The sequence below is a fragment of the Paenisporosarcina sp. HGH0030 genome (assembly GCF_000411295.1).
GTDB lineage: Bacteria > Bacillota > Bacilli > Bacillales_A > Planococcaceae > Paenisporosarcina.
In genome coordinates this window covers 627,639-650,757 of the sequence record NZ_KE150421.1, presented here as the reverse complement: position 1 = coordinate 650,757, position 23,119 = coordinate 627,639, and the positions used below count along the sequence as shown (strand labels likewise).

22 protein-coding genes are annotated in these 23,119 nt (G+C 37.1%); 2 read left to right on the top strand and 20 right to left on the bottom strand.

The features are described from left to right. Positions 1-325: 325 nt before the first annotated feature. From HMPREF1210_RS03245 to HMPREF1210_RS03230, 4 genes are all read right to left on the bottom strand, one after another. Positions 326-3,838, bottom strand: a complete 3,513-nt coding sequence (locus HMPREF1210_RS03245; protein ID WP_016427176.1) for a S8 family serine peptidase — start codon at positions 3,836-3,838, stop codon at positions 326-328. Between the two features lie 419 nt (positions 3,839-4,257). After that, positions 4,258-4,884 carry an FMN-dependent NADH-azoreductase gene (locus tag HMPREF1210_RS03240; RefSeq protein ID WP_016427175.1) on the bottom strand — a complete coding sequence of 209 codons (627 nt, stop codon included), beginning with the start codon at positions 4,882-4,884 and terminating at the stop codon, positions 4,258-4,260. Between the two features lie 71 nt (positions 4,885-4,955). Beyond that, the gene (locus HMPREF1210_RS03235; RefSeq protein WP_016427174.1) at positions 4,956-5,540 is read right to left on the bottom strand and encodes a DUF3238 domain-containing protein; all 585 of its coding nucleotides are present in this window, start codon (positions 5,538-5,540) and stop codon (positions 4,956-4,958) included. Between the two features lie 141 nt (positions 5,541-5,681). Continuing rightward, entirely contained in the window at positions 5,682-6,266 is a 585-nt protein-coding gene (locus tag HMPREF1210_RS03230; RefSeq protein WP_016427173.1) for a DUF3238 domain-containing protein, read from the bottom strand. A gap of 151 nt (positions 6,267-6,417) precedes the next feature. Between HMPREF1210_RS03230 and HMPREF1210_RS03225 the strand changes: the two genes are divergently transcribed. Next, complete coding sequence (locus tag HMPREF1210_RS03225) at positions 6,418-6,891, top strand: MarR family winged helix-turn-helix transcriptional regulator (RefSeq protein WP_016427172.1); 474 nt, start codon at positions 6,418-6,420, stop codon at positions 6,889-6,891. 197 nt (positions 6,892-7,088) lie between these two features. On the opposite strand, the gene HMPREF1210_RS03220 is transcribed toward HMPREF1210_RS03225, so the two are convergent. The 14 genes from HMPREF1210_RS03220 to HMPREF1210_RS03165 form a co-directional block, all read right to left on the bottom strand. Further along, positions 7,089-7,541: a hypothetical protein gene (locus HMPREF1210_RS03220; protein ID WP_016427171.1), complete on the bottom strand. Its 453-nt coding sequence runs from the start codon at positions 7,539-7,541 to the stop codon at positions 7,089-7,091. Between the two features lie 101 nt (positions 7,542-7,642). Then, the gene (locus HMPREF1210_RS17930) at positions 7,643-7,786 is read right to left on the bottom strand and encodes a hypothetical protein (protein WP_155974201.1); all 144 of its coding nucleotides are present in this window, start codon (positions 7,784-7,786) and stop codon (positions 7,643-7,645) included. Between the two features lie 152 nt (positions 7,787-7,938). Beyond that, positions 7,939-8,190, bottom strand: a complete 252-nt coding sequence (locus tag HMPREF1210_RS03215; RefSeq protein WP_016427170.1) for a hypothetical protein — start codon at positions 8,188-8,190, stop codon at positions 7,939-7,941. A gap of 488 nt (positions 8,191-8,678) precedes the next feature. Continuing rightward, positions 8,679-13,946 carry a S8 family serine peptidase gene (locus HMPREF1210_RS03210; RefSeq protein WP_016427169.1) on the bottom strand — a complete coding sequence of 1,756 codons (5,268 nt, stop codon included), beginning with the start codon at positions 13,944-13,946 and terminating at the stop codon, positions 8,679-8,681. Positions 13,947-14,736: 790 nt separating this feature from the next. Next, positions 14,737-14,973 carry a DUF3658 domain-containing protein gene (locus HMPREF1210_RS03205; RefSeq protein WP_016427168.1) on the bottom strand — a complete coding sequence of 79 codons (237 nt, stop codon included), beginning with the start codon at positions 14,971-14,973 and terminating at the stop codon, positions 14,737-14,739. Between the two features lie 172 nt (positions 14,974-15,145). Beyond that, positions 15,146-15,313, bottom strand: coding sequence for a tyrosine-type recombinase/integrase (locus HMPREF1210_RS18585; protein ID WP_369757996.1), 168 nt, complete (start codon positions 15,311-15,313; stop codon positions 15,146-15,148). A gap of 469 nt (positions 15,314-15,782) precedes the next feature. Beyond that, a complete protein-coding gene (locus HMPREF1210_RS03195) occupies positions 15,783-16,451 on the bottom strand; it encodes a phosphatase PAP2 family protein (protein ID WP_016427167.1) in 669 nt (222 codons plus the stop codon). A gap of 108 nt (positions 16,452-16,559) precedes the next feature. Next, positions 16,560-17,846: a cell wall metabolism sensor histidine kinase WalK gene (locus HMPREF1210_RS03190; protein WP_196930494.1), complete on the bottom strand. Its 1,287-nt coding sequence runs from the start codon at positions 17,844-17,846 to the stop codon at positions 16,560-16,562. A 104-nt stretch (positions 17,847-17,950) separates the two neighbouring features. Then, positions 17,951-18,622, bottom strand: coding sequence for a response regulator transcription factor (locus HMPREF1210_RS03185; RefSeq protein WP_016427165.1), 672 nt, complete (start codon positions 18,620-18,622; stop codon positions 17,951-17,953). 393 nt (positions 18,623-19,015) lie between these two features. After that, a complete protein-coding gene (locus tag HMPREF1210_RS03180; RefSeq protein WP_016427164.1) occupies positions 19,016-19,918 on the bottom strand; it encodes a PepSY domain-containing protein in 903 nt (300 codons plus the stop codon). Positions 19,919-20,310: 392 nt separating this feature from the next. Next, complete coding sequence (locus tag HMPREF1210_RS03175) at positions 20,311-20,907, bottom strand: SCO family protein (protein WP_016427163.1); 597 nt, start codon at positions 20,905-20,907, stop codon at positions 20,311-20,313. A 91-nt stretch (positions 20,908-20,998) separates the two neighbouring features. Further along, a complete protein-coding gene (locus HMPREF1210_RS17505) occupies positions 20,999-21,127 on the bottom strand; it encodes a YvrJ family protein (protein WP_016427162.1) in 129 nt (42 codons plus the stop codon). Positions 21,128-21,187: 60 nt separating this feature from the next. After that, complete coding sequence (locus HMPREF1210_RS03170; RefSeq protein ID WP_016427161.1) at positions 21,188-21,400, bottom strand: DUF2922 domain-containing protein; 213 nt, start codon at positions 21,398-21,400, stop codon at positions 21,188-21,190. A gap of 20 nt (positions 21,401-21,420) precedes the next feature. Continuing rightward, positions 21,421-21,639 (bottom strand): DUF1659 domain-containing protein, encoded by a 219-nt coding sequence (locus tag HMPREF1210_RS03165; protein WP_016427160.1) that lies wholly within the window; start codon positions 21,637-21,639, stop codon positions 21,421-21,423. 116 nt (positions 21,640-21,755) lie between these two features. Between HMPREF1210_RS03165 and HMPREF1210_RS03160 the strand changes: the two genes are divergently transcribed. Further along, positions 21,756-22,187, top strand: coding sequence for a DUF2621 domain-containing protein (locus tag HMPREF1210_RS03160; protein WP_016427159.1), 432 nt, complete (start codon positions 21,756-21,758; stop codon positions 22,185-22,187). Between the two features lie 73 nt (positions 22,188-22,260). Here the strand turns inward: HMPREF1210_RS03160 and HMPREF1210_RS03155 are convergent, their stop codons facing one another. Together HMPREF1210_RS03155 and HMPREF1210_RS03150 are read right to left on the bottom strand one after the other, a co-directional pair. Next, entirely contained in the window at positions 22,261-22,779 is a 519-nt protein-coding gene (locus HMPREF1210_RS03155) for a CcdC family protein (RefSeq protein WP_147640323.1), read from the bottom strand. 1 nt (position 22,780) lies between these two features. Continuing rightward, positions 22,781-23,110: a thioredoxin family protein gene (locus HMPREF1210_RS03150; RefSeq protein ID WP_036659673.1), complete on the bottom strand. Its 330-nt coding sequence runs from the start codon at positions 23,108-23,110 to the stop codon at positions 22,781-22,783. Positions 23,111-23,119 lie beyond the last annotated feature (9 nt).

The window sequence follows — 23,119 nt, the reverse complement described above, 5'->3', positions numbered from 1 at the left end:
ATAATGTTACGTGTGTTTTTTTTTGGTGGGGATTCATCGGATCTAGATAGCAATAATGATGGTTATCGCGCTACTTAGAAAAACAACCTATTTAATTAATGCATAGTTCCATAGACTTATATGTATAAAAATTTATTGAAAATATTATCAGTATTACAATAATATAATAGAATTTCAAGTTATTCGGACATGATTTCATTATGTAGAAATCTATAATGAATTACCGAATGTATATATGACCTATTCTTTTGTTAGATCCTAATTCCGAAAACATACAAAGAAAGCTAACCCTTTATTATGGTTAGCTTTCTTTATTTTTTATTAGTTATTGAAGAACTGTAACTTTTACTGACGTTGTTGTTACTTTAAAACCATCTTTTGTTACTAGATCAGCTGAAATAAAGTAGTTACCATTTGGAAGATCCGGTTTAGGTACCCATTTTCTATGAACTTCTTTTTCATTTTTAACTTCAAACGTATCGACTATATTACCATTTGTATCTTTAACATAAAACGTCCAGTCCGATCTGTTTTGGGCAAAGTAATCTAGCTCAGTTGGAGTGTTATTGTTTAAATTTTTAGTCGGCCATACACTAGAATTGGAAAGGACCATCCATTCACTCATATATTGTGGACTTTGATCTCCCCAAACGGTGTAAGAGTGGTTAAACGCGTTGTCTGCTCCAATTACTACAATATTTTTCGGTTCGTAGTTTAATAGTAATGTTGACTCTTTTCCTGGTAGATAATAATTTCCGTTCACCCAAACCATTGCAGCAACATATCCACTTCCGTTTTCATTATCTGTGCCTTTCCAGGAAATTTCGTATTTTCCATCCTCTGGAGTTACATTAATGTCTGTAACTTTAGGTAGTGTCGAATCTACTTTCACAGGCATTTTAACTTCCTGTGGTTTTGCACCTGGAAAGTCTAATGTCGTGTTAATCACATATTGATAATTTCCATCTTGTACAAATTGTCCAGATTCATCTGTCATATCCCAATAATAGAGTTCATTGTAATAAGTGTCCCCAAATGACATGATATTCTTTCTGAATTTCCATGGTGTCCCTGTATATTCACTGAAGTCACCTAAATATTTAACGATATTACCTGATTGATCTTCAACAAACATTTCTGTTTTTTGTAGATTACGTAAAGCCGTAAATGAAGAATAGATACCATTTAGATGGTAGTTTGGAGAGATGGCAATTTTGTTAAGATCAAACGTTCCAGTACTTGGATCATATCCCTTTGGATAACGTTCTGATGTTCCATCCCAAAGTGCAGTATAACCTAAAAATGCATCTTTTTCCCATGCAGGAGGATCGATATTTAGTGGTTCATCCCAATTTCCATAGAAGCCCATATAGGGAACGGATAAAGGCACGGCTTTATCTTGATCCTTGGTAACCGGAACTAGACGAACAAATCCTTCTACAAAACTATTTTTCTTTAAGGAATCTGGTAAATTAACATTAATTGTCAGCTGTTTTGTTTGACCAGGTTTAATTTTAAGAAGAGCTCCCTCTGTTTCAGTAACTTTATTATCATTGACAGTGACTGTTGCTCCATTGATTCGTTCACTTTTTAAAGTTAGATACTCCTTGGAATCCAAGTCACCATCAGTGTCTAAATCATATTCTTTCACTTCCTTCTGATCCTTTAAAACATCTACAAAAACTTGGTATTCGATATCCTCACTATTATTTTTTTCCTTAGGATTTTCGAATGCTTCCACGTTTAATTTAAAGCTTGTAGTTTGGCCTATTTCCTTTAAAGCAACTGCTCCAGCTTGCTCTAAAGGCGTGTTTCGACTTGTCACAATGACAGGTGTGTTAATGGCATTTTGAATTTTCATTAAACCAGATCCTTGTAAGCGAGGTGAATATGGTACTTCACCGTTTGTTTTTGGATCCATGAGAACATTAGCTGTATTCATTAAAGCAAGCTTTGCTTTTAACACCGTATCTTCTGAATGGGTTAATCCTTTTTGATAAAGTGCCTGCAATAACAATGCTGAACCGCCTGCGACATGAGGTGCTGCCATTGATGTACCGCTCATGTTTTCATAATCATTTCCTGGAACAGTTGAATAAATATTTCCACCAGGAGCCGAAATCTCTGGTTTAAAATCTAATGTACTTGGAGAACCATAGGATGAAAAACTGGACATGTTGTCTTTTTTTGCATTATCTATCCAAGTTTCCCCGTCTAATTTCATCTTGACGGTTTGACCACTTTTTAGTTTATTTAATAGTTCTTGGCCTGGAGCCTTACCTGTTGTAGCAGTTGGAATTGAATTTTCAGTTAATCTTAGATAAGGATAATCAATCGCCATATTATCAGCTGGTATTATGATAACCGCTTTTGCTCCATACCTTTCTGCGTTAAATTGAATACTAGAATAAGAAGTATATTGATTTAATAATTTTATTACTGCAATGTAGCCAGTTTTATTGGCGGGAAAATCAGCTTTGCTTCGTCCTTCGTTTGCATACACCATTTCATACTCTTGATTCGGATTTAAAAATCTTGAAAGTTTAAAATTATATTTTGCAGGAAACATCGTTTGATCTTGGAAAGGAAGCTGAAAACCATCTGTATCTGCTAAAGTATTTAAATGCAATTTTGTATTTTCATAGGATGCTACCGATAAAGCATATGGACCTACACCCGGTGCACCAACTGTACCAATATCAGGATTTTCTGCATATGGCTTTGAAGCAGAGTCAAGAAATAAATTATTTTTCGTACTATGAGCGGAATTACCAGCTGCCACTACAACTAGTGTTCCACGCTCTGTCGCAACTCGAATGGCTTTTTGAGTCGGATCATCTTCTTCACTAACATAGCCTGCATCAACACCTAAGCTCATATTGATAACATCTGCACCCATTGTAACGGCATGCTCGATTCCTGCGATAATATCATCCTCATAGGCTCCGCCGCCATTATCAGAAAATACCTTCTCAGCTAATAGTTGAACACCTGGAGCAATTCCAGCGACCCCACCAGTTGCTTCGTCCCCATTAGCTCCAACTGTTCCAGCAACGTGTGTTCCATGCGAACTACCATTTAACCCAGGGATGACATTTGTATCATTGTCTGCCCAATCATAACCTGTCGGGACTTTATCTGAGTACCAAATTTCGTTTACATCTGTATCTGCCATTTTTTGATCCATTTTATCTTGAGTCCATTTTTCTTTCGCTTTTGCATCATCAGAAAGTTTCATATCTTTGTGTGTATGATCAATCCCAGAATCTACGACCGCGACAACTAATCCTTCACCTTTATAGCCATATTGTTCCCAAACTTTCTGAGCTTGTACCAATTCTTTACTAGCTGCCATCGTTTCATGGAATGTTTTAGCAATATGTACATTCGTAACTCCTTGAATAGACTCGATTTCTTTCAAATTCTGAAACTCAGTTTCTAAACTGAATCCGTTAAAACCTTCAAAATAACGATGTTTCACTTTAGTAGCGGAATTTACTTTTGAATTTTTCGTTTTAGTGATTGCATCAATCACTTTGTCTTGCTTTTGCTTCATCATTGACTTTTTATTTTTTGATGATTGCTCCACATCAGTTAGCTGTTCAACTTCAACGATTAGGCGGACCATTTCATTCGGGCTATACGCTTTAATTAAACCTTCTTTAGTAACAGCTTCACTATAAAGATCCTTACTTTCTTGCTCCACTATATCTTCCAATGGTTGAAACTTGGTTGAAGTTTCATTCGTTTCTGCAAAAGCTGTTAAAGATGTTAGAAGTAAAGATGTGACAGCTGCAGTAGACATGACTTTAAATGCTTTCAATTTACTTTTTTTCATTTACGTCTCTCCTTTTTGAGTTTATATTTATTCCACTTACCCTTATCATCCCATATTTCTACTTTTCTGAAAATTGAACATAAGATGTAACTCTTGCTGTTATTGGTTCTATACATGCATAAAACAAAAGTACTATACCAAGAGTGATATAATAAGGGACAGGATATATTTTTATAAGTAATTTTTAATTATGAAAACGGAACTAGTTGATTTCGAGCCGCATAAATGACTGCCTGATCACCTCCTGCCCCGTCAGCTCAAAAAGGAAAAAGGCTTTACTTTCTTCTTAAGTTGCATAGTATCAAATATAGCAATTCCAATCATTGCCCAAAAGTAATGAGATAAGTGAATAAAAAAAAGCAGTACCACCACTATAAAAGTGTTGGTACTGCCCTACAGGGTGGCAAGCATTTTGTTAATTAGAATGTACTTGCTACTTTAACAGCCTTTTCAAGCCCAGCAGCAATAATTGCTTCTGCTTTATCAGGAAATTGGCTGTGACCTTCAATCACTACTTTCTCCATATCTTTTACACCGAAGAAGTTCATCATACTTGCTACATATTTAACAGCCATTTCTACTTCAGCTTTTGGTCCTTCAGAATATACACCGCCACTTGCGTTTAATAATGCTATTTTTTTATTTCCAATAAGACCTACTGGACCTTCTGGCGTATATTTAAATGTTTTGCCCGCACGGTTTAAGTAATCAATATATGTGTGTAGTACAGCTGGGATAGTTAAATTCCATAAAGGGAAACCAAATACAACTTTATCAGCTGCAAGGAATGGATCTAAATATTTATCAGCAACAGCTACTGCTCTTGCTTCTTCTGCTGTTAAATCAAGTCCTCTACTTGCCTTAAATGTACCGTTAATCATATCTACACCTACATATGGCAATTCTTCCTTGAATAAATCAAGCTCTATCACTGTATTATTTGGATGTGATTCTTTGTAGCTTGCTAAAAAAGCCTCATATAATTTCACACTAACTGCTTGGTTTGCTGGGCGATCGTTTGCTTTTACAAATAAAACTGTTGTCATTCTCTTTTCCTCCTGTTGCTCACTCTTATGTTGTTATATATTTATTCACTAAAAAGGGAATCCTATTGGCTTTACAATATCTTTTTAAAACTATATTCCATGTCTCCACCTAGAGCTTCAGCTGTATCACCAGTTTCTCTGAAGTCATGTGTATGAATCTTTTCAAACGGACCATAGTTAACTTGCTTATAAAATTCATAACAAGGGAATCCATCATGTGCACCTTGAATATCGACAGTACCATCTTTTTTGACATGTACAGTTAATAGATAATCAACGGGAGGTGCATATACATTTAATGGGTTGCCAGCACTAGCACTCATTTGAAATTTGACGTCATCTGACCTCCATACAACATCAGTGCACAAAATACCTTCCGTACTAGCTTTTCCTGTTTTTTTATTAACGGAACCATCAGTAGTTGTGATTCTTTCTGTTGTTATGCCAGTATTCGCATATGTGAAGATTTCTTTTTTATAAAAATCTATAACTACTTCTTGTTCAATCCTGGAACGCATAGCGTTTACAGCATATGGTGTAAATTCACGTGAGTCACCTTCGAATTGAATCACGTTTCCTGTTTGAGTATCCTTCTTAGGTTCAGTCCAAGACATTGGAATAAATACACTTGCTCTAACTTTAACGATATTAGTCATGAGACACACCTCTATGATTTTTAATTTTATTTTGGATAATAATATTGAGCCATTGAGCAAAACAGATCGCAATTTCTTTCGTATAAATTATTGCTTTTCCTTTAATATTTGCTGCTTGTAAACTTCTACTTATATTTATATCTAGATTGTCGTTTTAAAACTGTATTCCATTTCCCCAGCTAGCGCTGCCGGAGTGTCACCAGTTTTTCTGAAATCATGTGTATATATTAATTCAAATGGACCAAAATCTGTTTGTTTATAAAATTCATAGCAGGGGAACCCATCATGTGCACCTTCAATTTGTGCAACACCACTCTTGTTAACATGTATAGTTAATAAATAATCAGCCGCAGGTGCTGCTGCATTTAAAGGATTGCTTGCACTTGCCCTCATTTCAAAAGAAACTTCATCAGTGCCCCACACAACATTAGTACATACAATATTTTCTGTACTTGTTTTTCCTTTTTTATAATCAATAGAACCAGCTGGATTTGTAACTTTTACAGTTACGATACAAGCATTTGTATATGTGAAAATTTCTTTTTTATAAAAATCAATAATCACTTCTTGCTCTAATCTTGACCGTGTAGTGTTTACAGCGTTTGGTGTAAATTCACGTGCATCACCAGTGTATTCGAATATCTTTTCTGTTGCAGGATCTTTAATAGGTTCCAACCAAGCATACGGTGCAAATACACTTCCTCTAATTTTAACGATGTTAGCCATGAGAACCCTCCATAATGTATTAATTTTGTTTCGGTGAATCCTATTTCTTTTATAATTGAACTATGGTCAACTTGATTGACTACATGGTGTATAGTACAATGGGTTTCAAATAAAGTCAACCTAATTGACTTTATTTAAGGAGGTTTTATGTATGAATCATGAAGTATTTAGTGAATTGGATCTTACATCACTATTATCATTATCCTTTAGTACATCAATTAATGAATTACATGACAGATTGAGTGAATTGGGATTTGGAGATATTAGACCTGTACATGGTTTTATGTTTAAATGCATCACTCCCAATGGAGCAACAGGTATAGAACTAGCCGAATATTTAGGAATTACAAAGCAAGCTGTGAGTAAAATGGTGGATTATCTTGAGAAAAGTGGCTATGTAATGCGCAAAGCTCATCCCACTGATAAGAGAGGTAAAATTATTGTTTTGACGGAACGAGGTTGGTTAGTAGTGAAAGCAAAAGAGAAGATACTAACTGAGATTGAGCAACGTTGGATTGAAAACATAGGTGCTGAACGCCTGCAAATGCTCAAAGAAGATTTAACAAAATTAGTTTATGAAGCAAATGGAGATAAATTACCAACGAGATTAAGCCCTGTCTGGTAATCATAGAGATTATAAGTGGGACTATTTGCACATTCATCAACATAAAAAATACATAGTCTCCATAAACAATAAAAGTAAACTAATTTGTATACTTCTAAATATACATGCTTATTCAACTAACTTGCTACGTTAGTTGAATAAGAAAGAGCTGAATAAGCGCCCGATGTTCTTCAACTAAAGCACCCGTTAGTTGAAGATTACCCTCTCTTTTTTTCAGTTATTTTAGGTTCTTCATACGAAATAATATCGATTATATGATTCAAGCAAGGAACCTGATAATGTACAAAGTTGTCTTCGGGAAATATATCTTCTGCTATGGTTCCAGCTTTAATGAAATCTAAGTATCTTGATTTGGTGTAAACCTTAAATATTTCACCTTGAAAAACTTCATATTCATCCACCACTGTAAATGACTCATCTATTACCGAATAAGATACATAGGACTTAAATTCAAGTTGAATTGCTGGCAATCCATCATCCACTTCAAAAGGATAATAAGCTTCTGTTAATCGTTCACCTAAATCTATATCCTCACTTTTGTTACTGATTTTACATCTATCGATTAATATACATAGGGCATTTTCTTCAGGTTCTGACAAATTGTTCAGATAAATATAACCTTTTGATTTCATTAAATCTTTGTAATTCATATCATCATCCTCTCTTCCTTTGCACACTTAAGTATTCATTTTATCATTTCCCTTGTTCAACTAACCTGCCCCGTTAGTTCAATAAGTTCAACAAATAAATTTTAATTACCTTTCAAATTGCCGAATGACTTTATCCCAACTGCACCCACTGACACTGTTACTGCAATTACTACCACAACGTAAACAATTTCACCTGTTGTATATGGGCTATTAACTTTTCCGTATAACCAACCAATTTCAATCAATTAATAACCAGCTTAAATAAGCTGCTAATGTTACATCCCTATTCAACTTTATCCCCTCCTAGAATTTGATGATTTTATTGAACTAACCTGCCTTGTTAGTTCAATAAGAAAAGGCTTCTTGAAGTAAAGTACCCGTTATATCAACAAAACTTCTAACCTAAATATACAATTTCACCATTTTCCTTTTTTGCACGAATCGTGATTTTATTACCGACACATTGTTCTGGATTTTTATAACCATTTTCATCTTCTCCAAATAACCTAGATAATAGAGCTTCTACTTCACCTAGTGTTGTATCTTTAGAAAGTTTATGTACACCCATTAGTTCAACATCTTTAAAAGAGTCTTCTATACCTTGAACTTCAACTTCTCCAAATGCTTTAACTTCAATTTCTATTTTCATATTTATTACCTCCTTAAAATTATTAATACATTTACGAATTAACTTTTATATTGTTTTACTAACCTGCTCCGTTAGTTCAATAAGTTCAACAAAAAAGCGTTAATCCTGCTCGGATCAACGCAACTTTTTTGCAAACGTCGCGACATTATTCAAAACATCGCATCTTTTTTATAAACATCGCAACTTTATTTCAAGACTACATACATTGGTGTCATTATATACTTAGTTTTAATGCTTACAGTTTCTAAGAAATATGAAAACTAAGACAAACCTTTTTCACAACGTATGTAAAATAGCCATTCAGCTTGGCTGATTTTCCCATCATAAATACGATGAAATTCGATATATTCAATTCTTCTGTCAGTGCCGGTTTAGTTTTCCTCTTTAATGCCGGAAGGAGGCAAAAAAGGGTATGTTCAGAAATCACTTTGAACATACCCTTTTTGATAATTTGTCATTTTATTTGATGGATATCGCTTTATGCAAATCTATTCTTCCAGCAGTTTAATTTCTACCAGTAATCTTTTTAGCATGACTGCTGTTTCTGCCCTTGTTGCAGATTCTTTTGGTTGCAATTCATTTGCCTTGTTTCCTTGAATTACGCCAAGTTGTATAGCTAATGCTACGTCTGCTCTGGACCATGCACTGATAGATTTACGATCGATATATTTTGCCAATACTTGATCCACATCCACTGTTGGTGCTTGTTTCTCTATGATTTTGTATGCACGACCCATTAATGCAGCCATTTGTTCACGTGTGATGTACATACTTGGTTTAAATGTATTGTCTTCGTAACCATTGATTAATCCAGCTTCAACAGCTGATTGTAGTTCCGAAACATACCAATCCGTTGGTCGGACATCTGTAAAGTTTTCTTGCTCCTTTGCTTTTGGCAAGTCGAGAGCACGCGCAAGTAGGGCTGTGAATTCTGCACGTGTAATATCTTTTTCGGGTTCAAATAATCCATTTTTCAGTCCATTAATAATGCCTTTTGTTGCTAATAATTCAATATCCTCTTTTGCCCAATGTTCTGAGATATCAGCAAATGTGATTGGCTCAGGCGTTGGCTCTGGAGTTGGTGTTGGGTTTGGAGGTAACGTGACATCAGTTGTTGCAGTTGCCACATTTGAAAAACCAGCGTTTAATCCGCCTGTTACCGTTACGCGGAATTTGTAAGTCGTGTTTTCGTTTAACCCAGTGACAACTGCTGTGTTTGAATCAACTGCTACAGGACTTGCTGTTGTAGCTGCCGTCCATGATAAGCCGTCAGTTGATTTTTCAATTTTTACATTTGTTGCATCAACAGCTGCTAGCCAATTCAGTGTTGCTGTATGATTCGTTTTTGTTGTTGCTTTCAATGTGTTCACAAGAGATTTAATACCTAACAAGTTGAAGAATTCTGTGCTCACTTTTCCGTCAACCATCTCTTTTGGTGTGATGGTTGCATCTGGGTTTGATTTGTATAGATTCCCAACCAGAAAGTTCATATCCGTTGCATTGACAATACCATCGTGGTTCAAGTCTTCGATGTTGAAATCAGTCGGTTTTTGAACGCCGAATTTCTTCGCAACTTGTTTCACGTCTAACACGTCAATGACACCGTCTCCATTTACATCACCGGCTGCTGCAACTGGTTGAGCACCTTGTTTTTGTATATACTCACCGACGTCTTCGCCCCACGGTGTTTTCTTACCAACCGTCACTTTCTGAATGCTCTTCAGATGTCCAGGGGCTTCAACGACAATATCGATTGGATCTTTCGTTAAAGGAAGATTCTCGATATCTACAAAGCCTTTTTTGTCAATCGTTCCTTGCACTTTTATCCCGTCTTTCAATTGCGCGTATGCTTTTGCTCCTATGATGGAATAATCCATCGTAAAGTTTGAATAGAACGCTTCAAGATGGGTAAAGGATACCACATAATTGCTCTTTGGTATGATTTTATATTGGTTAATATGGTTGAATGATTGGATGACAACCGGTTCTTGCTCACCGTATTGTGTATACGTGAATGGCACTGTATTAGCTTCGACGTTCATCGTGTCATAGTAGACGTCGTACATACGGTCATTTATCAGTTTAAATGTCACATCAAGGAATGGCGTATCACCACTGATTCCTTTAAAATCTTCACCACCGCTGATATGTGCGCCCGCATTCACCTCGTCTTTAATACCTGGATATAAAGGGTGTTCCTTCACAGTGGGTTCATCGACACTTACTGTGAATCCGTTTGCATCCGCATACTGCTGGAATGCTGGGTTAACTTTTACGCTTTGGAACTGGAAGAGCCAATCATAGAATTCAACATTGTAGTTTCCAGCCATCAAATCCTTTACGTTATGTAGATTTAATGTCATCGTCAACGTTTCATCTTGATAGACTTTTTCCTTATCGTAAGTTGGTATCACATAAGGTGTACCTTTTTTGACGAATGCATAGAAATTGGATTCATTTAAAATTTCCCCATTTTTCGCCATATCAATAGGGAATAGTTTGATTGTTGCTGGGCCATTCTCAATATCAGATGGTTCAATACCGAATTTTGTATCCCCATTTGCATCAAGTGGGAAATCGCCGTTCGCTACAGCTTTTTGATTAAAGTAATAATATAGCTTGTTTTCAGACTGTGTGTAGCCTGAAGATGCTAATTTTGCCGTTCCTTCATCCCACAGGTTGGCATGAACCCAATGCGCATTAGCCATATTTCCATCTGGCCCTTTTTCATTTGTAAAGTCCGAATCACTTAGCTCATAGACGCCAGGTTTATGGTCTTTTAACGTCAACTTCGGTAACGTGTTATCGATGATAAACTTTTGACTAACGACCTCGTATCTCACAGCATCTGCATCTGTTGTACGAACTTTGATTGTATATTCACCTTCTGGCAGTTTCGCCATTGGCTGCTTGATGTCTGTTTTTTCATCTTTCGGATCGCCGATAAACGGATAATACGATGGCGAGAATACTGCTCTTAGGTCCGTATCAAGAGGCGCACCGTTTAAACTAAATGGTTTTACCGAACTTGCTCCAAGTGCTTTGCCGTCTTTATCATAGATAATCGGCCATAAATCTTTCATCGGGCTGTTTAATCTGAAATAGATATAGCGAGTTTGAGGCGCCGTATATGGATGCCTCCAATGCAGAGTTGAGATTGCTGGCAACAAGATCTCAACGTCTCCGATTCCTTTTTCAACGAAGCGAGTCGCGAACGGAATTCGATAGTGTTCATTTGGATTGTCATGGTTGACAATGTTCACATACCCTTCATATTGTCCCATCTCTGCGCTCGCAGGTATGTTAACCGTTGCCGTTACATTTGTTGCCTCCCCTGCAGCGACCGTCACAGATGCTGAAGAAGTCGTTACGGTTACATTGTTCGCTACTGCGTCACTTACATGTGCACTTACAGTATCAATCGGTTTACTATATTCTGCCGAAACGTCGAATGTTTTCCCTTGGGTACCGCGGTTTTCAAAGACAATCGTACGGTTTGTTGTATTTGTGCTATCGTCTTTTTTGTAAACCGTACCAAACGTCAATGCGCCTTTTTCATACGCGTTCTCTATAAAGCCACCATTTCCATCACCTATTATCGTGGTGTCTTGTACCTTGAATGCCATCTCGTTATGAACAGCTTCTGCTACATCTACTTCACCTGCGCCTACTTCGTACACGGAATAGTCGCCATTTAGTTTGTCCGCACTATTCATCAACGCTGCTTTGACATCAGCCGGTTTGTAATCTGGGTGTGCTTGTAAAATCAGTGCAGCAATCCCTGCTACGTGCGGAGAAGCCATTGATGTACCCGAAATACGAGCATATGCTTGTGAGTAATCAATTCCTGCTTCTGGACTGTGGATAAATTCTGGATACGTCGAGTAAACCGATACCCCAGGAGCCACAACGTCCGGTTTAATGTCATAGGTGGACGTAACGGGTCCTCTTGAACTGAAAGCGGCCAAATGGTTACCTTCTGTTACTATTGACCCGATTTCAGTAAACGTAATTGAATCCGTTTCAGCAGCTGCTTTTAAACGCTCGCCGTCTGCTTTTGACATGCGGAATGTTGGGATATAACCAACACCACTTGCTAAATAGTTATCGATGTCGCCGTCGACATTGTTATACATGATTGCCGCCACTGCGCCTGCTTTTTGTGCATTCACAATTTTTTCATTAAGCGCATACGTTCCGCGCTCTATCAATGCTATTTTCCCCTGCAAATCAACATCTTTGAAATCATCCTCGCCACCTAAGCCAACAAACACAACTGGATACGTTTTATTCGCAAGTGTTTCCACGTGGTCATTGAACCCTTTTCCAAGCAATTTAAAGTTGGTGAACGTTTCGTTTCCAACTGTTGCAGTTGCGGTCGGAATCGACATCGAGAAGTCACTTGCACCAACCGTGATGGGAAGCGCTGCTGCTCCAGGTGTGCCAAGTGTATATGCATAATTACCTGAGTTTCCTGCTGCAATAACGCATGTAACACCAACGAGTGTCGCATTGTTAACCGCGATTGCTTCTGCTGATAGTGGATTGTTACTCGCTGCACCAAGTGACAGGTTAATGACTTTCATGCCGTCACTAACGGACTTGTCAATGGCTGCAACAATCCCGCTTGAAGCACCAGAACCATAAGGACCTAGTACGCGGTAGACAAATAAGTCAACGCCAGGGGCAACCCCTTGTGCCGGATATTCGACATTGGCTTTCGATTGTGCTGCGATTGTTCCAGATACGTGCGTACCGTGGGACGTCGGGTATTCACGACCTTGTATGACTGGCTTACCTGCATTCACCCAGTCATCATATGTTGTTTCCATCGGATCTGCATCGTTATCGACGAAATCCCATCCTTTAACCGAACTCGGGTTAATCTTAGTTGGATCAACGCCTTCTTGTTTTCGGTATCCTTTATACACATCCGTTAAATCTGGATGATTGTAATCGATTCCTGTATCTAACACACCGACTTTAATGCCGTTTCCTTTAATGCCTTCGTTATGAAGCGCATCAATTCCCGGAAGTGGGATCGAATTTTCTTTTAACCCTTCAACGCTTTGCTGTTTCACTTGTTCCACTTCTATCGGGTCAAGTTTGACTATTTCATCTGCGAATACATGGCTAACAAGACCAGATTCGAATAGTCTCTCGACCATGTTTCCTGGAAGCGTCATGGCAACCCCATTTAACGCGTTCTTGTATTCTATTGTAATTTGGATGGCAGATGAATCTCCAGCATCTTCTTCACTAGCTACAGTTTGCGCAGTAACTGCATTAACACTTAGGCCAGCTTTGTGCTGAGACAATCCATCCACAAATGCACGAAACTGTTTGTGCGAATCGCTTACGTCTTGTGTTTCTTCTTCTAATGTTGTCTTGTTTCCAGCTACTTGTGCCTGCATGACAGCTACTTTTGCCGGTGCTTGCTTGAATTCAACAATGACGCGAACAGGTTCCACGCTTGATGTGTTGATCTTAGACGAAATTTCTGGACCACCTATGCTGTACTTATTCAATGCCGCAATCTGTTCTTTCGTCAACTGTGGAGCGCTCGAATCCTGATGAAAAGGATCGATTGGTGTTGATGATGCCGCTAGCACGTTGTACGGAATGACAGATGACAGTAATAAAGCACTCATCGTCGTTGTTACTAAAATGTTCTTGAACTTACGGTTTCTAGATGATAGAGCAAATACAGCCAAGCTTTTTAAGACCTTACTTTTATTGTTTGCTTTTTTCCCCATTTTCTTTCCTCCAAGTCCCTGTCTCTTTATTACACATTTAGTGCAATGAATTACGAACGAAACAATGATTTTAATAATAATTTTTTTGTTTCTCCTTTTCCTCATTCCTCTCCCCTATCTAACTAAAAGTAAATTAATATATTTGTAAAAATGTAAAGGTTTCGTGCCAATGACTTAACTTCACATTTAATACACTGATCTGTCTTTCAACATCAGGTTATTAAAATTTTTCAACTAATCTAGTATCAACTGGGAGTTTTCAACATTTATTCATTAAATATTCAGAAATATAAACCAATTAACCCTTATCATCCCACATTTATATTTTTCTGAAAATTAAACATAGGATGTATCTTTTGCTGTTCTTTGGTTCTATATCTGCATAAAACAAAAGTGCTATACCAAGAGGGACATAATAAGGGACAGGACATTTTTTTATAAGTGATTTTTAAATAAGAAAACGGAACAAGTTGATTTCGAACGGCATAAATGACTGCCTGTGAACGGCTTTTCACATTCATTATTGCGGTTTTAATTGTTGTTCTTTTTAGCAGGTAGTAATGGATCATCTGCTGTTATTACCGTAACAACGTTAGATATACCATCGTTCAAGCCGCCTACTACTTTTACTCTTAAATAGTAGGAAGTATTTTTGAACAATCCTGTAACCACTGCACTGTTTGAACCTGCTATAACCGGTTGTTTATCAGAAGTACTTTTATATGTAAATGTAGCAACGTCTTAAAAGACGTTGCTCTACTTGACTAAAGCATCCGTTAGTTTAAGAAGATTAACGGAGTTTCACACTGTAAAACCTCATTGCTTTTGGAATACCTTCTATTTCAAAGACTCCATTCATTATTAAATGTCTCACTCTATATTTAACAAACTGGTCGCCAATATATTGATTTAAATTCCCAATGGCTTCACCGATTACTCTCGCTGATTTCATAAAATATATTTCATCCGTTTCTGCAAAACCCTTATATTCAGGTTTAACTCGATAGAAAACAACCCTTATCTTCATTTATTCCTTCGAATTTGCTCGATTTTCAGTCGTTTTTGCGTTAATCCCTCTTTTCTTAACCTTAACACCTAAACAAAAATGCCCAAAACCCTTATATTCAAGGGTTTTGGGCATTTTATGAATGGTAGGTTATTTGCGTTAATATAATTTTTGCGAAGATTCCCTATATAAATTACATCCATTCGTCATAGATGGCTTTCCGGGCATGGTCGTAGAGCCTTACGTAGTATTGCTTCTGTTTCAAATCGTGATGGCCCAACAGGGTCTGGATACACACGAGCGGCATCCCTTTGATGGCGAGGTGTGCTGCGAACGTATGTCTGAGCGTATGTGGGGTCAGCTTAATGCCAAGCTTATTGGTTTAACGCGTAAACCGCTTTTGAATGGTCCGCCTGCAAATCTGCTCGCTATTGGATGTATTCAGAAACAGATATGGCAAGTCGTCCCACTGAGGTTCAAGATAGACTTTCAAGTGTTCCTCACATTCCTTCGTGAAGAGGACGATACTGGCCGTTTTCCTTTCGGGATATGAATCGACCATTCGGACCAGTTGATGTCTTTTTTCTTCATGGCAACGATTTATCACTGAATTTTTCACACACACAGGAAAGCGTTACCAATTGATCACTCCAAAGGATATCCTGCACTGGTTGAATTATATTAAAAATGCAAAAGACCTTCTCGGGACACTTTGAGAAGGTCTTTTTGTTTGGGGATTTTCAGGTTAAGCGTTGTAAGAAAGGCAGCATCCGAGTTTTCGAAAAGTGAAGTCCTATGAAAAACTGTACGATATAGATAAAAGACATTGCTTATTTATCAACTTTGAGATTATGTTTTCGTTCATATAACCTTTCTTTGTAGAACTGATATAGCCAAATGCTAATTATTAACCAAAAACCTCCAACAAAATATCCACCGATCACATCACTCGGATAATGAACGCCTAAATAAACTCGACTAATACCAATTGCTAAAATCATCAGAACGCTTAAAATTACTACAACAGTTCGTCCCCATTTGATGGGAATATGTCGCCACAGAATAAATGAGAGGATACCATAGATAGCTATTGCATTCGTGGAATGCCCACTAGGAAAACTATACCCCGTAATTTCAATGAGTCGATGCAGGTCTGGACGTGCTCTATGAAAAATAAGTTTTAACGTGATAAAAAGGATATTCGCGCCTACAATCACGCCTAAAAATAAAAGTAATTCTGATCTGAGTTTAAACACAAAATAGAAAATTAACATAATTACAACCGCCAACAATACGATGGCTGTAATAGACCCAAGGAAAGTGAAAAACCTCATGATTGTCGTCAAAAAAGGGGTCTCTAATCCTTGAATTGAGTTGATGACTATATCATCAAATTTAATCACTTTTTGACCATGAACCAAAATAGCCATTACCCCAAAACCGATAAAGGAAAATAAGCCGATGATTAAAAAAATCGAAAGTTTAATTTTTTTATCCATTCATGAATCACACCATTTCGAACTAATAGTAAAAAATGTCCTACTACACTCTTCAATATGGAAGAGTTTTTTTGGTATTTACCGGGAATAAAATCATTACGATTTGAATCATTTTGGATTAGGAAAAGTAAGTGTAACGGATGTTCCTTTTCCTACCTCACTTTCTATTCTCATACTTCCCATGTATGTATCCATGATTTTTTGAGCAATGGAAAGTCCAATCCCGTAACCACCTTTTTTACGATTTCGTGATTTTTCAACGCGATAAAATCGGTGCGTGACAAATGGGATTTCTTCTTTAGATATTCCTATTCCAAAATCTTGCACAATTATCTCATTTTCGAGATCTTTTGACTGATAGTGAATTACTAGCTTACTTTTGAAGTCAGAGTATTTAATCGCATTATCGATTAATATGGTAACGACTTGTTCTAAATGGCTTTCTGTCATCGCAATCGGTGCTTTATCTGCTAAGAATAGATTAAAATCAACATCAGGATGAGTCAGTCTAAAATCATTTATTACTTTTTCAATCACAAGTTTCGGCTCAATTTGTGTAATGTTTGAATCATTCGTTGTTTCAGAATCAAGCCTTGAAAGTTCTAACAATTCTTTGACTAACTTATTCATTCTTTCAACTTCTCGTAATGAGGAAGTTAATGATTTATTGAGAACTTCAGTATTGTTCTTCCCCCACCGCTCCAACATCATAAGGTTTCCCTGTAATACAGATAGTGGTGTTCTCAGTTCGTGAGAAGCATCCTCCACAAATTGTCTCTGTTGATTGAAAGACTCTTCTAATTGGTCCATTAGCTCATTAAAATGAACTGCAAGTTGGGCAATTTCATCTTGATTTTGATGAACCATTACCCTCTCTTCCAATCCATATTTCTTTATCCTCGTTAAGGTATATGAAATATCCTGAATGGGTTTTAAAAATTGTTTTGACAGGAATAACGCACCTAATAAACTTAAAAAAAAGGCGCCAATGCCTGTTAAAAACATCATCATTCCAAATTGTTCTAACAAATCATCAAAAATTTCTAGATTTTTCACGATTTCGATTGTCCCAACAAAATTCGTCCCTACTAGTGGTTTTCTGAAAACGAGGAGCCTATCATCACCAATCTTTTGTAATTCAAACTGTTCATTTTGAACAGTTTTTTCGGTTACGATTAATTCCTCCTCTTGACTTACTGCAACAACGCTTCTTCCATATCGATCATATATTCGTATCGTTTCTGATTTTTCATTAATAGATTCTAAAAAAGATTCACTCTCTTTAAACGTACTTATCGATAAGTTTTGATTATCTTGCTCCGAGAAATACTCTTGAGTAGCATCCATCTTTCTCTCAATCGATTGCTCTTCGTATCGAACCATCCAACTATTCATCACGAAGTACTGCAATAAATTATAAGATAGAAATAAACCCATCATTAAGAGAGTCGACCATAAAACAAGTTTCCATTTGAGTTTTAACTTCGTCTTGAACTTCATTATTTCATCACATACCCTACCCCGCGAACGGATTGGATGTAGTTTTCATCTTCGATACTAATTTTGTTACGTAAGTACCTAACATATACATCAACCACATTCGTTTCAATAAATGTCTCATATCCCCAAATTTTTTCTAAAATGATTTCACGTGTTAAAACTCGATTGACATTTTGCATAAACATCAAGAGAAGTTCATACTCCCTTTTTGTCAATGTAACCTCTTTGCTTCTATTCTTTACAGTCCGAGAGATGGTGTCGACTTCAATCTCCTTGAACTTTAAATGTTTGGCGATGCTTTCTTCATGCTTCTCCTGTCTCCGAAAAATCACACGCATTCTGGCCAATAGTTCTTCAATAGAAAAAGGCTTTGAAACGTAATCATCTGCACCCACATCTAAACCCATGACTCGGTCCATAACGCTATCTCTGGCAGTTAACATAATGACCGGTGTATCTTTTACCACTCTTAACCTACGGCATATTTCAATTCCATTTAAATGTGGAAGCATTAGGTCGAGTAAAATTAAATCAAACTCTTGATTCATCGCTGCGTCCAGGCCTTCTCTCCCATCATCGACAACTTTGACATCAAAACCTTCATGTTTGAGTTCTAACTCTAAAAATTCTGAGATACTATCTTCGTCTTCAATTAACAATATTTTCTTCAATATGAACCCTCCAAGAAATCAGGTAATGTCTATGTAATCGAACAACAGTGAGCCTTACAATTTTGTTCGACATCAATCTATTTTCACTTAACACTTAACTTCGCCATTTGAAGGCTTAAATAACCAATTAACTTGCAAATGGTCTTGGTCTCATCTGCCCATTTATTCCTAAAAGCATAAACATCATCTTTTTTTATGCTAATTTAAGTGGTTCATCGCGACTAACCGGTTTCGTGCTCCTTTGTAAATCCTTTTGTTTAATCACAACGACCCTCTTTTTTCTAAATCGTACCTGAATAAATTAAAATCACTAATAACAATTGGCAAGAAAAAAGGAATAGATGAAATAAGCTCATCTATTCCTTTGAACTATTTATAGATTTATTTTTGATGTTAGTCATTCTCGACTTCATCATCATTATCTTCATCGTCAGTAACTTTAATGATTTTGCCTGAAGACGCATCTACTTTGACACCCTTGATAATCCCTGCAGACTTTTTAACTTCAACGTCATACACAACGACTCCATCTTCGTCTTCTAGTTCAGAATCTTTTACTGTACCGGGAACTTCTTTTAAAGCAATGGCTTCTGCTTCTTTACTTGATAATGAAGCGCTCTTTTGAAGATCTTGGATGTTGTCATCATTTTCTTCTCCGTCTTCTTCATCATCGCCTTCATCGTTATTTTCATTTTCAACTTTGAAAATATCACCATTTTCAGCATTTACTTTAACATCTTTCACTCCTGACGTTGTCTGAACTTCAAAATCATACACAACGACGCCATCTTCGTCTTCTAGTTCAGAATCTTTTACTGTACCGGGAACTTCTTTTAAAGCAATGGCTTCTGCTTCTTTACTTGATAATGAAGCTCTTTTTTGAAGATCTTTGATGTTGTCATCATTTTCTTCACCATCTCCTTCATCATCGCCTTCATCGTTGTCATCATTTTCAACTTTGAAAATGTCACCATTTTTTGCATTTACTTTGACATCTTTTACATCACCTGAAGTTGTTTGCACTTCAAATCCATAAATAAGGACACCATCCTCTTCTTCCAGCTCAGACTCTTTCACTGTTCCGGGAACTTTTTTTAAGGCAATGGCTTCTGCTTCTTTACTAGAAATTTTTGCGCTTTTTTGCAATTGTGCACTGTTCTCTTTATCTTGATGTTCTTCTTGATTGGTGTTACTTGTATTGTCTTTGGCAAACGCAGGCATCATATGGCTGGTACCTACGACTGCTCCTCCCACTAAAGTTAAAGCCAATGCTGGAATGATCAATTTCTTTCTCATAACCGAATTCCTCCTAAAATGTAGTGTGAAACGATCTTACAATCCTTATTGTGACAGACGTGTATGAAAAGACAGCTGACTTTTTTTAAGAAATTAGTGAATGTTAAGTGAGATACTTCTCATTTTTCTTTCCCTGCTGAATCATCTAAGATTAACAAAGATGTTACGTTTCATTCATATTCTTAACTTCAGCACGTTCTACTCCTCAGTTAAGTTATACAGTATATGGTAAAAATAACGTGAAAACCTATGGTTATTCTTTTTCCTTAGATACCTGCTGCATTAGTTGAAGAAGAAAATCAAAAACAATCAATAAAAAAAGGATAGTTAGTCCTCATAAAGGACTAACTATCCTACTAAATATTAGCTAAATCTATCTTAGCCTGTTCATTTTACTTTCCTTGTTCGATTAATGCTTTCATGTCAGATGCGATTTCTTCTTTTTGCACATCTTGAAAGCCATTGTAGCTTTTTACAACTACACCGTTTTGATCGACTAAGTAGAAGCTTTGCCCATGGACCACTTGATTGGAGGAAGGATCAGCTTTGACTAAAGATTTAAATGATTCTTTCGCAAATTGTTCAATATAAACAGGATCATAACCCGAAAGCAATTCCCATTTGGTTTCGTCAGGTGGGTTAAATTTAGCTAAGTATTCTGTTAAGATTTCAGGTGTATCCACTTTTGGATCTACGCTAAATGCGACGATTTTATAATCTTCCACACCCAATTTGATTAATTCATCTTGCACCATTGTCATATTCATTGTCATCGGCGGACACACCGTTTCACAATTAGTGAAAATAAATGTTGCCAACCATACTTTCCCTTTTAAACTATCCAAGGATACGTCTTCCCCACGTTGTGATTCATGTGAAAAAGATTCTACTTCCCAGTCAGTTTCTGCTTTAAACTTATTTGAATTACATCCAGCCAATAAGATTACGCTCAAAGTTATGACTATGAACGCTTTTGTTAGTTTCGTCATGGACTCTCCCCACTTTCGCTCCTATTCATCTTATCGAATCGGATTTATGAATTCAAGGAGGGAGTATCCAGCGATTTCAACGAATTTGTGTCTATCCGTTTTTTAATGATAACAACGCTTCGTGAATGAGTTGAAGTTTTGTTTCCACACGGTGCATCAAATAAAACGACACGAAGATCGGAAAACCTACTTCTTGAATTAACTTCAGCCATTGCTCCATATTTTAACCTCCTTGTAAAATAAAAGGCCGCCCCACTTTTCGGGGCAGCCTTTTATGGTATTACACCAGATCCGTTACATTTCGTTCGATTAAACGTGCATTATAAGCATTAGCTAAACCGAATCCATCCACTTCAAAGACTGCGCTTGCAATTACTGCTTGCATCCCAGTTTCCACTTCCAGTGCAGTTAAATCCGCACGTGGATCATCGATGGAAACAGAAAGTTTTTTGCCACCAGCTGTTTCAAATTGCATTTCGAGTACTTGTGCCATTTGTTAGTCTCCTCTCTCCATTAGTTTTGGATATTACCTGTTTCAATTTTCTCAGCAGCGATAATCGGAAACGATGAAAAGCTAGATAGTATGCCTGTTAATTCCGATAATTGGTCAGCTGTTGCAGTTTGTTTTACATTGCGGTACGTTTTCGCTTTTTTAATCATTTTCCCATCCTGAGTGAGTCCTGCGTCATACGTTAAACGTACAACCGCTTCTTTGAAATCAACGTTTGCCATGTTGCATCACCTCCTTTCACTCATTACATAGAGAGAAAACAAGAAAAAAGATACATAGGGCGTGTTTTTTTTGCCAAAACCTTCTATAATAGAAGAATCGTGTATAAGAGGTGAGAATGTTGGGCTTAGATGGTTGGTTTTTGTGGTTTATTGTATTTTGGGTATTTGTACTTGCCGGCCTGTTTGCCATTGGTGGCTACTTCATGTTCCGCAAGTTTTTAAAAGTGTTGCCGAAAGATGATGGAAAATCCGTACTTGACTGGGAAGAGCATTACGTCCAGGAGTCTCTACACTTATGGGGAGATCAAGCAAAGTTGATGTTGAATGAGCTGGTCACTCCTGTTCCTGAATTATTCAGACCAGTTGCTAAACAAAAGATTGCGGGTAAAGTGGGTCAAATTGCTTTGGAGGAAAAAGCGACTTCCATTGAGCATGATCATATTATTCGAGGATATATTCAAGCAACACCGAAGCGAGATCATAAATTCCTACGCAAAAAGCTTGAGTCTATGAAAATTGATATGACTCCTTATGAACATTTGTTTTAAACCTAAAAGCGACTCACGTCAGGCCCCCGTGCGGATTGAGCTAAATAGCTAACAAATATAGAAAAAAGCCGACCTATGAAGTTAAGGTCGGCTTTTCTGTGTGATTATGGATGATTTTCTTCTCGAGATTTTTATATTGAATCAGCATCGCAATGCGCCATGGCACTATCATGCCAAAAGCAAGGATCCAGAACATTCCACTTAACTCGCCTACATCAATCGTCGAGCTTAGAATGACTTTTGCAATGACTCTTATAATCAGCAAACCAATTAATATAAAAATAAAGGCTTTCGATTGTTTCAAGTAAATGTTGTTATTTTTCACTTCGAATTTGGACGTCCAAATTAACACCAATGAAAACAGCAATCCTACACCAAGTGCCTCTGCAATTTGCATTGGAGGAACACGGAAATATTCAAATACAAACATCAAAGCCCCTGTAGACATGAACAATGGTGGCAGTATTATTTTCTTCGCACTGACCGGTCTATTCGCAGATTTCGCGCGTACCATCATCACAATTGTCCCCATGACCACTGCCATGATGGTTGAACCAATGATTAGCCATTGTGAAGGAATTTGTTTATACAGTTCAAACATTGGATTCCTCCCATTTCTGTAATTCTTGTAATTTTTCTAGTACTTCTTTCACAGGTACAAACCTTGCATACCTTGCATACTCTTTTCCTTGTAACATCAATATGACAACCGGTGCTGTAAATAAACTGAGCTGCCCTGCAAGTTCAGGTACCTCTGCTGCATTCACGACATAAAACGGAATGGACACTTCATCTTCAAGTGCAGCGATTTGCGGATATAACCCTTCACATACCGAGCAGTTCGTCGTTTTCACAATTAGCAGCAGATGCTTCTCGCGTTGAACGACTTCCTGCCATTGTTCATAAGTTGATATGGATTTAATCTTCAACAC